This window comes from Streptococcus australis (assembly GCF_003943615.1).
GTDB classification, from domain to species: Bacteria; Bacillota; Bacilli; order Lactobacillales; family Streptococcaceae; genus Streptococcus; species Streptococcus australis_C.
The window spans coordinates 55,760-69,264 of sequence record NZ_RJPZ01000001.1; the positions used below are offsets into that span (position 1 = coordinate 55,760).

General features: G+C 40.3%; 12 protein-coding genes. 6 read left to right on the top strand and 6 right to left on the bottom strand.

The window, feature by feature from the left end; translation table 11 throughout:
* The first annotated feature begins 131 nt into the window (after window positions 1–131).
* The 6 genes from D8785_RS00285 (at window position 132) to xerS (ending at window position 5,446) form a co-directional block, all read left to right on the top strand.
* Complete coding sequence (locus D8785_RS00285; protein ID WP_125374075.1) at window positions 132–464, top strand: putative DNA-binding protein; 333 nt, start codon at window positions 132–134, stop codon at window positions 462–464.
* A gap of 2 nt (window positions 465–466) precedes the next feature.
* Window positions 467–682 carry a 2-oxoglutarate:acceptor oxidoreductase gene (locus D8785_RS09795; RefSeq protein WP_125374076.1) on the top strand — a complete coding sequence of 72 codons (216 nt, stop codon included), beginning with the start codon at window positions 467–469 and terminating at the stop codon, window positions 680–682.
* Window positions 683–702: 20 nt separating this feature from the next.
* Window positions 703–2,274, top strand: coding sequence for a signal recognition particle protein (gene ffh, locus D8785_RS00295; protein WP_125374077.1), 1,572 nt, complete (start codon window positions 703–705; stop codon window positions 2,272–2,274).
* A 64-nt stretch (window positions 2,275–2,338) separates the two neighbouring features.
* Window positions 2,339–3,106, top strand: a complete 768-nt coding sequence (locus D8785_RS00300; RefSeq protein WP_125374078.1) for an alpha/beta hydrolase — start codon at window positions 2,339–2,341, stop codon at window positions 3,104–3,106.
* A 102-nt stretch (window positions 3,107–3,208) separates the two neighbouring features.
* Window positions 3,209–4,192: an acetylxylan esterase gene (locus tag D8785_RS00305; protein WP_125374079.1), complete on the top strand. Its 984-nt coding sequence runs from the start codon at window positions 3,209–3,211 to the stop codon at window positions 4,190–4,192.
* A gap of 183 nt (window positions 4,193–4,375) precedes the next feature.
* Window positions 4,376–5,446, top strand: coding sequence for a tyrosine recombinase XerS (gene xerS, locus D8785_RS00310; RefSeq protein WP_125374080.1), 1,071 nt, complete (start codon window positions 4,376–4,378; stop codon window positions 5,444–5,446).
* A gap of 86 nt (window positions 5,447–5,532) precedes the next feature.
* Here xerS and D8785_RS00315 read toward each other — a convergent pair whose 3' ends face one another.
* The 6 genes from D8785_RS00315 to D8785_RS00345 form a co-directional block, all read right to left on the bottom strand.
* Window positions 5,533–6,174, bottom strand: coding sequence for a hypothetical protein (locus D8785_RS00315; protein ID WP_125374081.1), 642 nt, complete (start codon window positions 6,172–6,174; stop codon window positions 5,533–5,535).
* A gap of 212 nt (window positions 6,175–6,386) precedes the next feature.
* The gene (locus D8785_RS00320; protein WP_125374082.1) at window positions 6,387–7,013 is read right to left on the bottom strand and encodes a putative bacteriocin export ABC transporter; all 627 of its coding nucleotides are present in this window, start codon (window positions 7,011–7,013) and stop codon (window positions 6,387–6,389) included.
* A gap of 1 nt (window position 7,014) precedes the next feature.
* Window positions 7,015–9,024, bottom strand: coding sequence for a DUF1430 domain-containing protein (locus D8785_RS00325; RefSeq protein WP_125374083.1), 2,010 nt, complete (start codon window positions 9,022–9,024; stop codon window positions 7,015–7,017).
* A gap of 372 nt (window positions 9,025–9,396) precedes the next feature.
* Window positions 9,397–10,386 carry a lipoate--protein ligase gene (locus tag D8785_RS00335; RefSeq protein ID WP_070465922.1) on the bottom strand — a complete coding sequence of 330 codons (990 nt, stop codon included), beginning with the start codon at window positions 10,384–10,386 and terminating at the stop codon, window positions 9,397–9,399.
* 68 nt (window positions 10,387–10,454) lie between these two features.
* Window positions 10,455–12,158, bottom strand: a complete 1,704-nt coding sequence (gene lpdA, locus D8785_RS00340) for a dihydrolipoyl dehydrogenase (RefSeq protein ID WP_125374084.1) — start codon at window positions 12,156–12,158, stop codon at window positions 10,455–10,457.
* Between the two features lie 41 nt (window positions 12,159–12,199).
* Window positions 12,200–13,243 carry a dihydrolipoamide acetyltransferase gene (locus tag D8785_RS00345; protein ID WP_023026811.1) on the bottom strand — a complete coding sequence of 348 codons (1,044 nt, stop codon included), beginning with the start codon at window positions 13,241–13,243 and terminating at the stop codon, window positions 12,200–12,202.
* Window positions 13,244–13,505: the final 262 nt, after the last annotated feature.

Genomic DNA, 13,505 nt, shown 5'->3' on the forward strand with positions numbered 1-13,505 from the left:
TAGCAAGGTTTTTTAGCTACTAAACATTGATCATTTTCTAGACAATTTTAAATTGACCTTCTTGTTTCTTATTAGGCAAAATAGTGAAGTCCCGCTAGTCTTTAGTGGGCTTTTTTGATATAATGAAAGGTATGGAAATTGAGAAAACCAACCGAATGAATGCTCTCTTTGAGTTTTACGCAGCACTTTTGACAGACAAGCAGATGAACTATATCGAGCTCTATTATGCAGATGACTACAGCTTGGCTGAGATTGCTGAAGAGTTCGGGGTTAGTCGTCAGGCTGTTTATGATAATATCAAACGAACTGAAAAGATTCTGGAAGACTATGAGATGAAGCTTCATATGTACTCTGACTACATTGTCCGCAGTCAAATTTTTGATCAGATCCTAGAGCGCTATCCAGAGGATGCTTTTCTACAAGAGCAAGTTGAGATTTTAACAAGTATTGATAATCGGGAGTAACCATGGGCAGTCTTGTCATTTACCAAGGAATACCTTGCAAACTATTAGCCGCAGAGGTACCATTTCCAACTCGACTACAGATTATTTCGCCCAATGATATCTCCAAAGCTATGCAAGTAGGTTTTAGCTGTTGGGGATATCCAAATGAAATCATGAAAGAAGTCACACCCGAAGAACTAGAGTGTTTGCAACATTTCGGACGATTTCCACCGAATTGATTTAATAATAGGAGAAAAAAATGGCATTTGAAAGTTTAACCGAACGTTTACAGAACGTCTTTAAAAATCTTCGTAAGAAAGGGAAAATCTCTGAAGCGGATGTCCAAGAGGCAACCAAAGAGATTCGTCTAGCCCTCTTAGAGGCCGACGTTGCCCTCCCTGTTGTAAAAGACTTCATCAAACGGGTCCGCGAACGGGCTGTAGGTCATGAAGTCATCGAAACCCTCAACCCTGCCCAACAAATCGTGAAGATTGTCGATGAAGAATTAACAGCGATTTTGGGTTCGGAAACAGCAGACATTATCAAATCTCCAAAGATTCCAACCATTATCATGATGGTCGGTCTTCAAGGGGCTGGTAAAACAACCTTTGCTGGGAAATTGGCTAACAAATTGGTCAAGGAAGAAAATGCACGTCCCTTGATGATTGCAGCCGATATCTATCGTCCAGCAGCAATTGACCAGTTGAAGACGCTTGGTCAACAGATCAATGTCCCTGTCTTCTCATTGGGAACAGAAGTCCCTGCAGTAGAAATCGTACGTCAAGGTTTGGAACAAGCAAGAGCTAACCACAATGACTATGTCTTGATCGACACAGCTGGTCGTCTGCAAATCGATGAGAAACTCATGGGCGAATTGCGTGATGTCAAAGCCCTGGCTGAGCCAAATGAAATCCTCTTGGTTGTCGATGCCATGATCGGTCAAGAAGCGGCCAATGTGGCGCGTGAGTTTAACGAACAACTCGAAGTGACCGGGGTCATCTTGACCAAGATTGATGGGGATACTCGTGGTGGTGCAGCCCTTTCTGTCCGTCAGATTACTGGGAAGCCAATCAAATTCACTGGTACTGGCGAAAAAATCACTGATATCGAAACCTTCCACCCAGACCGCATGTCAGGTCGGATCCTCGGTATGGGGGATATGCTGACGTTGATCGAGAAGGCTTCTCAAGAATACGACGAGAAACGCTCCATTGAACTCGCTGAGAAGATGCGGGAAAACACCTTTGATTTCAACGACTTTATCGACCAGTTAGACCAAGTTCAAAACATGGGACCAATGGAAGATCTGCTCAAGATGCTTCCAGGTATGGCCAACAATCCAGCCATGAAGAACCTCAAGGTCGACGAAGGAGAAATTGCTCGCAAACGCGCGATTGTATCTTCTATGACCCCAGCTGAACGCGAAAATCCAGATTTGTTGAACCCTAGCCGTCGTCGTCGGATTGCGGCTGGTTCAGGAAACAGCTTTGTCGAAGTCAATAAATTCATCAAGGACTTTAACCAAGCCAAACAGATGATGCAAGGTGTCCTCTCTGGCGATATGAACAAGATGATGAAACAAATGGGGCTGAATCCAAATAATATGCCGAAGAACATGCCTGGCGGAATGCCCGATATGTCTGCCCTCGAAGGGATGATGGGACAAGGTGGGATGCCTGACTTATCAGCTCTTGGCGGAGGCGCTGGAATGCCTGACATGAGCCAAATGTTCGGTGGCGGTCTCAAAGGAAAAGCCGGCGAATTCATGATGAAACGGGCAATGAACAAGATGGCCAAACAAATGCGCAAGAATAAGAAAAAACGGAAATAATCGTTTCTAATAAGGGCCTGGGACATTGTTCCGGGTTCTTTTAGAAAAAAGTACTAGAGAAAACATGTTAAAAAAACTATTTCAACAACTCATTCGTTTCTTTGTAAGATTGTTTTCTTCGCATAGCAAGCCCTTTTATTTTCCAAAAGGGTCGAAGAAACCACCAATCAATCCGATCATCTTTGTACCTGGAAGTTCAGCTAGTATCCAGCGTTTCAATGGAACTATCCGCATGCTCCATCGTTTTTCTAGAAAAAAACAGAGTCTCTTAAAAATAAAAGTCAATAAAGATGATTCTATAGAGATGGAAGGAAGACTGAATACAAAAGAGCCAAATCCTATGATTGTGATTGGCTTTGAGAACAATCGAGATGGCTACAGCAATGTCAAGCAGCAAATCGAATCCCTTAAGAAAGCTTTAACCTATCTTCTTGATCACTATTATTTTACAGAGTTCAAGGCAGTCGGACACTCCAATGGTGGACTAGTTTTGACTGGTTTATTGGAGAGTGGCTTTTTAGAGAAAAAGAGGTTAACTGTAAGCAAGATGGCCATTATCGGAAGTCCTTACAAATTTAACCAAGAAATGTATGACGATTTTCAAAGTTGGAAACATCGCTTAGATAAAGAAGTAGAGGTCCTTAACTTTGTCGGTAGCTTTGCTGGAAAATCAGACGGTATCGTTCCTCTCTCTAGTGCACAAGCAGCAAAATCAATTTTTGAGAATCAAACTTATTCAGAAGTGAAGTTAAAAGGTCGAAAGGCTCATCATTCTGCATTACCCACTAATCCAGAGCTGGTGAAGCAATTAAGTCTGTTTTTGAATCTATGATAAATTACATAATTTCGGTTATGTAATTTATTTTTGTCTCTTGCAATCCTTAAGTAAATATGGTACATTTTTGATACCGGTTACAAATAAAAGGAGAAACTGATGAAAAATCCAGCCTTACTTGAAGAAATTAAGACTTATAAAGGACGTGATGAAGTTCCGACAGATTTTGATTCTTTCTGGGATCAAGCCTTAGCAAACCTTGCTGAACTTCCTGAATACAAGCTCGAAGAACAAGATTTCAGCATTCCAAACGTTCATTGTTATGAATTAACCTTTAAAGGAACACGAGATGGTCTTGTTTATGCGCGAGTTGTTTTCCCAAAAACAGATCAAAAGATTCCTGTTATTTTCCATTTTCATGGCTATATGGGCCGTTGTTGGGATTGGACAGACATGCTTGCTTATACAGCAGCAGGCTATGGTGTGGTCTCTATGGATGTAAGAGGTCAATCAGGTTATTCAACAGACGGAGATCGATCACCAGTCGGAAACACCGTAAAAGGACAGATTATCCGCGGAGCTGTGGAAGGTCCTCATGAGCTATTTTATAAGGATGTCTACTTAGATCTTTACCAGTTAATAGAAATTGTAGCGAGCCTTCCTCAAGTAGACGACAGCAAACTCGCCAGCTATGGAGCCTCTCAAGGTGGTGCCCTGGCCCTGGTAGCTGCCGGATTGAATCCCCGAATCCGACAAACGGTAGCCATTTATCCATTCTTATCAGATTTCAGACGTGTATTAGAGATTGGAAATACCAGCGAGGCCTATGACGAGCTTTTCCGTTATTTTAAGTTCCATGATCCATTCCATGAAACGGAAGACCAAATCATGGAAACATTAGCCTATATTGATGTGAAAAATTTTGCCCATCGCATTAAAGGACAGGTTCACATGATTACCGGGTTAGATGATGATGTCTGTTATCCTGTGACGCAGTTTGCCATTTATAATCGATTAGAGTGTCCAAAAGAGCATTTGGTCATGCCAGAATATGCCCATGAAGCTATGAACGTCCAAGTTAATGATCGAGTCTATAATTGGCTTTGTGGTAGCAAGATTTCCTTTCAATATGTAGAAAAATAAGTTAGAGTAGAAAAACAGTCAGTAGATCCGCGAGATTTGCTGATTGTTTTGTTTTTAAAAGGTATATAGAAAACCAAACAATCCTATATATACTCTATAACATCTTTCCGAAAAACTATAATTTTCTTGAAAAATATATCTAGCTATGCTATACTACTAGTATAGAAAGATTTGGAGAAAAACATGAAACGTGAGATCTTATTAGAACGTATTGATAAACTCAAACAAGTCATGCCTTGGTATGTATTGGAATACTATCAATCGAAACTGGCCGTTCCGTACAGTTTTACGACCTTGTACGAATACTTAAAGGAATACGATCGATTTTTCACCTGGGTCTTGGAATCTGGTATATCAGATGCTGACACCATGGCCAATATCCCTTTAGAGGTTCTGGAGCATATGACCAAGAAAGACATGGAATCCTTCATTCTTTACTTGCGTGAACGTCCTCTTCTCAATGCCAATACGACTAAAAATGGGGTTTCTCAAACAACCATTAACCGGACCCTTTCTGCACTTTCTAGTCTGTATAAATATTTGACTGAGGAAGTTGAAAACGAGCAAGGAGAACCTTATTTCTATCGTAATGTCATGAAGAAGGTTGCAACCAAGAAAAAGAAGGAAACCTTGGCGGCTCGAGCTGAGAATATCAAGCAAAAGCTCTTTTTAGGTGATGAGACAGAAGGTTTCCTTAACTATATTGACGAGGAGTACCCTCAAACACTTTCAAATCGCGCCTTATCTTCCTTTAATAAGAATAAAGAGCGTGATTTAGCCATTATCGCACTCCTTCTTGCCTCTGGTGTCCGTCTCTCTGAAGCCGTTAACCTGGATCTTCGAGACCTCAACCTTAAGATGATGGTGATTGACGTCACTCGAAAAGGTGGAAAAAGAGACTCGGTTAATGTTGCTGCCTTTGCTAAGCCTTATTTAGAACAATATCTCGCTATTCGAGACAAACGTTATAAGACAGAAAAAACCGATACAGCCCTGTTTCTAACCTTATATCGAGGTGTTCCGAACCGGATTGATGCTTCTAGTGTTGAAAAGATGGTGGCCAAGTATTCTGAAGACTTCAAAGTCCGCGTAACCCCCCACAAACTGCGCCATACTCTTGCAACCCGTCTCTATGATGCAACCAAATCCCAAGTTTTGGTCAGCCATCAGCTAGGACATGCCAGCACTCAGGTAACGGACTTGTATACCCATATCGTAAATGACGAACAGAAAAATGCATTGGATAGCTTATAAGATACATAATATAAATTATGTAATATTTTTGATATTAGAAAAAGAGCATAAGATTTTTTATGGAATCTTACGCTCTTTTATACTTTCTATAAAAATTCGATCCAATAATTACGGTGCGGCTCGATAATAACTGGTTTTCCCCAAAATGATTTTAGATAGGCCAAGTTTGCAGGGCTGACAGGTCTTTTTTCACCATTGTACTTCTCTGCACTCTCTTCTGTTAGAAAGCATCTAACTGCTTCATATGGTGTACCATCGCTCGCTATTCGATCAATTCCTAAATAAGCAATTTCATCACCAGCTTTGGGGAAATCTGTAAACAGTTTACCAATAAAATAAACCGTCTTATCTTTCATTAAATCATAAGCCTTACTATTTTCCAGTCTGTTATTCGCTGCAGCATACATAATACAAAAACTATCTACGATATCTTTCAAAGGCAGTAATTCTTCTTTACTGACCATAATTTCGTCGGGAGCAAGTCCGCCAATCACTAAGTTTGTATAATAAGGTTGATGGATGACATTATCTAAAGCCATTCCTAATGGTAGTTGGACAGCTTGATAGCCTAATGGTTCCAGCTCTTGCTTTTTCTGGTCAAGGTGTTCTTGTGTGATACTGATATTTAAATCATAAGGACTGGAAGCTTGTTGCTTCTTAAAAAAAGCCACTACGATACGATCTAACTGTTCAAATAGACCAAGATTTTCAACTGGAACTTTCATCATTGAATACGATCCTCTTTTTCTTCAGATTTTCTCTATATTCTACACTCATTATTCTTGAATATCAAGAAAAGAGACTATTCATTTACTAACTTTTGATGATAAATCTTAAAAATTTTGGTTTGACATGATCTTTTTACTTCATCAGCCTATACCTCATGAATAGCTAGTTATAAAAGATAATATAGAAGATCCTACCATTCTTCAGCCATGGACTAGTTGAGCTTTACCACTTCGTCAGCTTTTTCCCAAATCACTGGATTATGGGTTGCAATAATGATTATACGCTCTTGATTCTTTAACATTAAGAGCAAGTCCATCACCTCTTGTGAGGTTTCTGGATCCAGTGCTGCAGTTAGTTCATCCGCCAAAATTAAAGGTGGATCTTTTAAAATAACTTTAGCTAATGCGACACGTTGCGCCTCTCCCCCCGATAATTCATAAATCTTTTGATCCAGAGCAAGGTAAGCTAATCCTACTTTTTTGAGCACTTCTTCTTCTTGCTGCTTCTTCTCTTTTTTCGTTAATTTTTGCCCAATCAATCCCAAATCTAAATTTGTAGCGATAGTTTCGTTTTCAAGTAGGCCAAAGTTTTGAAAGAGATAGCCTAATTCATTCTTAAAGAAGTGATGCTGTTTGATTTGTTTCAATTCTTGCCCTTGATAGCTGATACTTCCCTTTTCATAAGGTTCTAACTTTGCCAAGATATTAAGCAAGGTTGTTTTACCACACCCGCTATTTCCGATCAGAGCATAGACCTTACCTTCTGTAAATTGCAAGCTCAAATCTTGAAAGACCGTTCGTTGGCCAAATGATTTGGTTAAATGTTCTATGCTAATCATATTAGGCTCCTTTCAATACAGTGGCTAACAAGTGGTCTTCTTTATGAGACCGGTACAGGAGAATAAACCAAGCATTAGTAAGAAATAGAAAGAGAGTGACAAGAGCAATCCACCATTCCGAAGTGAGAATGAATACAAGGAAGCTTCCTAATAGTAAGAGGACACTTTCTGAGAGCAAAATCATTTGGTGAATGTTTACAAATCCCAGACCTGCAATCTTCTTCAAGAAGATTTGTTTTCTAAACTCTTCAAAATATAGGAAATTCATAGTGTTAAAAAGAAGAACAGAGGTTGCTATACCAAAGACTCCTCCTGCAATCGCCATGAGATTTTCTATTTGTATTTTTTGGGCCATTTGCTGGTAAACGTCCACTGCATAGTCGTACTGACTAACACTTTTTTCAAGATTATACTCAGCGATTAGCTTCTTACTATTCTGAAGCCCATTAAAATAAAGGTAGGAATCTAGGTGGGTGAAATATGGATTCTCATAGCCTCCAAAACTTTCAGGTTGAATAACCACTAAAACCGGATCGGTAAAGAATTGCTTATAGCTAATTGGTGTGTTGTTGTAGATAAAGCGTTTTTGATGATTCGGAATATACGTTACCTTCGCCTTCATTGATAAGGTGATATTTCCTTGATCATCTCGAGGAGATAGATAATCTTCATATCGCTTGATCATCTCCTCTTCTCGACCTTTTAATTTTTCCGGAAGTAAGAGACCAAATTCTCCTGCTTGTAAGTGATTTAAGTGATCTTTTTCTTCAGGAGAAACTGGAACACCTTGGATATCAAGATAATTTGGAGTGACATACAGGCTATTGGCAAGTGGATCGTAATCTGTGATTGAAAACTCTTTACCTGTACTAGGATCCGTCATAACTCCTTTTGAACTAAAAGATACGAGATTATGATAAGCTAAAAGACCACCATTTTCGATTCCAGACTCGATGAGCTTAGACCATTTTGCTCTGTTCTCAATTTGCGTCTCTTTGTTTGTTTTCTGTGAAAAATCCTCGCGACTTGTACTAATTTGGACCCAATTCGACTGTTTTAACCAAGCCTCACTTCCCTCTTGGTGAGTTTGCCAGACTGATCCATAAATACTGATTCGATGAATCGCAAGGCCAATTAATGCCACAGCGAGAAATTGACAAATAAAGAGGAAAACCAATATGCGCTTCAATGGAACCTTCCCTTTTAAAAGGGGGACTAAATGAATCGTTTGAATACTATATGCAAAGAGGAAGGATAAGAAAACAGATAGAATCAGTAAAATCCCATTGTAAATAATACTACCGGAAATGACGATGGAATAGGAAAAAGGTGTCAATTGAAAGCAATAAATCAGAACAGCACCCATTGTACTTGCCCCTATACATCCCAAAAGCAACTCTACACTATCTTCTTTTAGAGAATGTCCGAAAAGTTGCAAGCGTCTCATTCCTGAGATATATCGAATCCCAGCGCTTCTCATTTCAAGTGTTTTTTGTATAATCGTCAAAGCGCTAAAACTAATGATAAAAATAACCAAGGCAAGTGATTGTGAACCTGAGCCAAAAAAGGCAATAAAGGTCTGCAGAAAATTCGGTTTCTCAATAAAAGTTTGTGAGAAGCCAAGATTATGAAGCGTTTGATCCAGCTTTTCAGTTTCTAATTCACCTGTTAATATATAATAATTCGTTAACAGGCTTTCTTTGGCAGCCAGTTCTTTCTTCTCTCTTTTAATTCCAAGAGGAAGTTTTCCCTCTCCGTAGATATCATAGGTGAAAACAACCTGACCCTTAGAATCTGTTCTTTGTATCTGACTAGCAATTATACTATGATTTTCCCTTGCCAAGCGGTCTAAACTGGAAGATAACTCTTCATATGTGACGCTCTTATCTTGTCTTACCACACCTACTACCGGAAGACTGCGGTGGATAACCGTATTTGGAGAAATAAAGGCAATCCAAATCAAAAAGCTAGAGATAAAAAGGTTTGATAAAAGAATAAAGACACGTTTCATATCATCACACTTTCTAAAGAAAAAAGGTAAGTAATATCTAGCTGGTCAATCATTTCCGTTGTTTTAGTAATTACTGAGTTTTAAAACTAACAGTTACATTTTTTGTAAACGAATACACTATTCCACCTTTACTATACTACAAAATCCTTAGTAAAACAATAATTTCTATGTGAAACTAGTTTCAAAAAAGAGAGTGGGACAGAAATCGGTAGTTCGCTAGAATTCGATTTCGTCGTCCCACCTCCGCACAGTTGAGTAGGGCTGTAAAAGCTGACGAAATCAGCGTAGTAGAGCCCACTCAACCACTGCGTCTTGTTCGACAATCCAAATACAATTGAGAGGCTAGGACTTTTGTCCTAGCCTCTTATGATTTTATTCCACCACTGCTTCAGCAATTTCTTCTGCAGTGATTCCTGCGAAGTAACGACCTAGGTTAATGGTTTGAAGGGCTTTGAGAACGTCTTCGCGTTCGTATTTGACGCCACGAAGGACATCTTCTACTGCTGCTACGTCTTCGATACCAAAGAAATCTCCATAGATCTTGATGTCTTGGATTTTTGATTCAATGACGTTCGCGAAGATTTCAACCTTACCGCTAGGGAATTTAGTGCCACGACGGATATTGTATTCAGGGGACTTCCCATAGTTCCAATCCCAGGTACCGAACTTGGTTTCCTTAATCCGGTTGATCTCCGCCAATTCTTCATCTGAGAAGACATACTCCGTCATTTCAGGATATTCTTTCTTCATGTAGTCCAGAAGCAGGTCACGGAACTCTTCAACCGTGATTTTTTCTGGCAATTCGTCGATAATATTGGTGACACGAGCACGAACTGATTTAACCCCCTTAGACTCAAACTTGTCTTTTGACACCTTGAGAGCATTGGCAAGGACAGACAAATCAACATCAAAGAGAAGGCAACCATGGTGCATGATCCGGCCATTGATATAAGCTTGGGCATTCCCACAGAATTTCTTACCGTCGATCTCCAAATCGTTACGACCAGTAAATTCAGCCTTAACCCCAAGCTGAGCCAAGGTATTGATCACAGGAGTTGAGAAGCTCTTGAAGTCAAAGGCCTTATTTTCATCTTCTTTCGAAATAATGGTGTAGTTGAGGTTGTTCAAATCATGGTAAACAGCCCCACCACCACTGATCCGACGTACGACCTCAATTCCATGCTCCCGAACGTAGTCACGGTTGATTTCTTCGATAGTGTTTTGGTGGCGACCCACAATGATTGATGGTTTGTTAATCCAGAGAAGGAAGATTTGATCCTCATCCAAAAGATGCTTGAAAGCATACTCTTCTAAAGCAATATTAAAAGCAGTATCATTTGAATAATTAATAATGTATTTCATAAGATTCCTTTATATACGATAGAGACTGGTCCAGCACTTGCTGTCCAGCCATTCTATCATTTTAATGATTATTTCTTCTTAGGTGAGTGAACTGCCAAGCCAAGTACATCCGCAAAAGCTTCGTACATCACTTCTGAGAAGGTTGGGTGACCATGGATAGTCTTGAGCATTTCTTCTACAGTGATTTCCATCTCAATGATAGTAGAAGCTTCGTTGATCAATTCAGCTGCTGCTGGACCAATGATGTGAACTCCAAGAACTTCACCGTATTTCTTGTCTGCAATGACCTTAACAAAACCTTGAGCTGCATCTGATGCAATGGCACGACCGTTAGCTGCAAAGTTGAATTTACCAATTTGGACATCGTATTTTTCACGAGCTTGTTCTTCTGTCAAACCAACTGCTGCTACTTCTGGAAGTGTGTAGATGGCTGCAGGAGTCAAGTTCAATTTAGCAACGGCATGGTTCCCTTTAAGAGCATTTTCAGCTGCTACTTCACCCATACGGAAAGCAGCGTGAGCCAACATCTTCGTACCGTTGATGTCACCTGGCGCATAGATACCTGGAACAGATGTTTCCATGTATTCATTGACCTTGATCCGACCACGGTCTAATTCAAACTCAACGTCACCGATTCCTTCAAGATCTGGAACACGACCGATTGAAAGAAGAGCTTTATTAGCGATGATATCGTCTTTGCCTTCAACCTTGATACGAAGTTTGCCATCTTCTTCAATGATTTCTTGCAGTTTGGTATCAGTCAAGATGGTCATACCTTTGCGTTCAAGGATCAAGCGAAGATTCTTAGATACTTCCGCATCCATAGCTGGCACAATGCGGTCCATCATTTCGATGACCGTAACTTTAGAACCAAAGGTCATAAAGGCTTGACCGAGTTCGATACCGACAACACCACCACCGATGATTACAAGGCTTTCTGGTACTTCGTTCATATCCAGGATATCGTCACTAGTCATCACAAGTGATGATTCCATACCAGGAACGTTAATCTTGCTGACTTTTGAACCACCAGCAAGGATGATTTTCTTAGTTTCAAGTAATTCAGAACCATTGACCAAGACATTCTTATCTTTCGTAATGGTACCGATACCCTTATGAACATCAACTCCATAGCTACGAAGAAGTCCTGCAACCCCGCCAACCAAAGTATTGACGACCTTGTTCTTGGTTTCAAGAACCTTGTCCATATCAACAGTGAAGTTAGGATTTTCAATCACGATTCCACGATTTGCCGCATGGCCGATATTTTCAATGATTTCAGCGTTATGAAGGTAAGTCTTAGTTGGGATACATCCGCGGTTCAAGCAAGTACCACCAAGTTCAGATTTCTCAACAAGAGCAACTTTACCACCCAATTGAGCTGCCTTGATAGCAGATACGTAACCAGCAGGTCCACCACCAATTACAACGATATCGTAAGCATCATCGCTCTTATTGTCATCATTTGAAGCACTTACTGTGGCTGGCGCTGGACTCGCTTCTGGTGCTGCTCCAGCTGTTGGGATGTTTTCCCCTTCTTCACCAAGGTAACCGATTACTTCAGTGACAGGAACAGTCTCGCCGTCCCCTTTCAAGATAGCAATCAAGTAGCCATCTTCTTCAGCTTCCAATTCCATGCTGACTTTATCTGTCATGATTTCAAGGAGAACTTCTCCTTCTTTAACAAATTCGCCGACTTTTTTATTCCACTGAACGATTTGTCCTTCGGTCATATCTACGCCGGCTTTTGGCATAATTACTTCTAAGGCCATTATATTTCCCTCTTTTTCTTGTTTCTATTCTCTCTCGTTGATTAGACCAACATTGAAATCGGGTCTTCAATCAAGGCTTTCAAGTCTTTCATGAATTTGGCACCAGCCATACCATCGACGACTCGGTGGTCAATGGTCAAGCCCAAGCTCATGATTGGACGAATGACGATTTCACCATTCACAACAACTGGTTTTTCAACAGTTGCGCTAACACCAAGGATGGCTGAGTTTGGTTGGTTGATAATCGGTCCAAATGATTGAACACCAAACATTCCCAAGTTACTGATGGTAAAGGTTGAATTTTGCAATTCACTTGGAGCTAATTTACCATCCAAAGTACGTCCGATAACATCCTTAAAGGCTACCACCAATTCTGACAAGGTCATCTTTTCTGCGTTGTAGACAACCGGTGTCATCAGACCATTGTCCATCCCAACCGCCATAGCCAAGTTGACATAGTTGTGAGTGATGATGGTTTTACCATCCTCCGTCAATGACGCATTGATGTATGGGTGTTTCATCAAGGTCTTAACAACTGCAAGAGAAAGCAAATCTGTTACAGTGACTTTCTTACCAGTTGCTTCCATGATTGGATCCAATACCTTCTTACGAAGAGCCAACATTTGAGACATATCGACGTCATAGTTCAATGTAAAGGTTGGTGCAGTCAAGTAAGATTCCACCATCCGTTGTGCAATCACTTTACGCATTGGTGTCATCGGAATCCGTTCGATCTCACCATAAGGTGTTACGTTATCAGGAACTTCTTCCACCTTCTCAATTTGAGCAGGCGACTTAATGGTATCCTTCTCAATATTCTCAGGAAGGAAAGCAAGAACATCCTTCTTCATGATCTTACCACGATGACCAGTTCCTTGGATTTCTTGCCAAGCAATATTGTGTTCTAAAGCAATTCGTTTTGCAAGTGGTGAAATGCGAACCACATTTGTGTCTTTATATGTTTCCACGTCTTCTTTGTGGACACGACCGTTTGCGCCTGAACCAGAAACATCATAGAGGTTGATCCCTAGATCATCCGCTAATTTTCTAGCCGCAGGAGTCGCTCTTAGCTTATCATCAGCCATGACCTCTCCTATTCTATTATAAGATATTAAGGATGCAGAGGGCAATGAAAAAATAGGAGATTGACGCTGTGTTCGATGAACACAAGGAAATCTATCTTTTTTTCGCAGACCTCCGTCCGAATTCAATTATAAGATACTAAGGGCGTTTAAAAGCGACTGAAAAATAGGAAATCAACGCAGACTTCGATGAAGTCAAGGAGATTTATCTTTTTTCCGAGCTTTTAGCCCGTGCTCTAATCTAAGATATTATGGACGCAGAGAA

Coding starts and splice junctions, on each gene's coding strand:
- D8785_RS00285 (WP_125374075.1), top strand. CDS start 132: ATGGAAATTGAGAAAACCAACCGAATGAATGCTCTCTTTGAGTTTTAC.
- D8785_RS09795 (WP_125374076.1), top strand. CDS start 467: ATGGGCAGTCTTGTCATTTACCAAGGAATACCTTGCAAACTATTAGCC.
- ffh (WP_125374077.1), top strand. CDS start 703: ATGGCATTTGAAAGTTTAACCGAACGTTTACAGAACGTCTTTAAAAAT.
- D8785_RS00300 (WP_125374078.1), top strand. CDS start 2,339: ATGTTAAAAAAACTATTTCAACAACTCATTCGTTTCTTTGTAAGATTG.
- D8785_RS00305 (WP_125374079.1), top strand. CDS start 3,209: ATGAAAAATCCAGCCTTACTTGAAGAAATTAAGACTTATAAAGGACGT.
- xerS (WP_125374080.1), top strand. CDS start 4,376: ATGAAACGTGAGATCTTATTAGAACGTATTGATAAACTCAAACAAGTC.
- D8785_RS00315 (WP_125374081.1), bottom strand. CDS start 6,174: ATGATGAAAGTTCCAGTTGAAAATCTTGGTCTATTTGAACAGTTAGAT.
- D8785_RS00320 (WP_125374082.1), bottom strand. CDS start 7,013: ATGATTAGCATAGAACATTTAACCAAATCATTTGGCCAACGAACGGTC.
- D8785_RS00325 (WP_125374083.1), bottom strand. CDS start 9,024: ATGAAACGTGTCTTTATTCTTTTATCAAACCTTTTTATCTCTAGCTTT.
- D8785_RS00335 (WP_070465922.1), bottom strand. CDS start 10,386: ATGAAATACATTATTAATTATTCAAATGATACTGCTTTTAATATTGCT.
- lpdA (WP_125374084.1), bottom strand. CDS start 12,158: ATGGCCTTAGAAGTAATTATGCCAAAAGCCGGCGTAGATATGACCGAA.
- D8785_RS00345 (WP_023026811.1), bottom strand. CDS start 13,243: ATGGCTGATGATAAGCTAAGAGCGACTCCTGCGGCTAGAAAATTAGCG.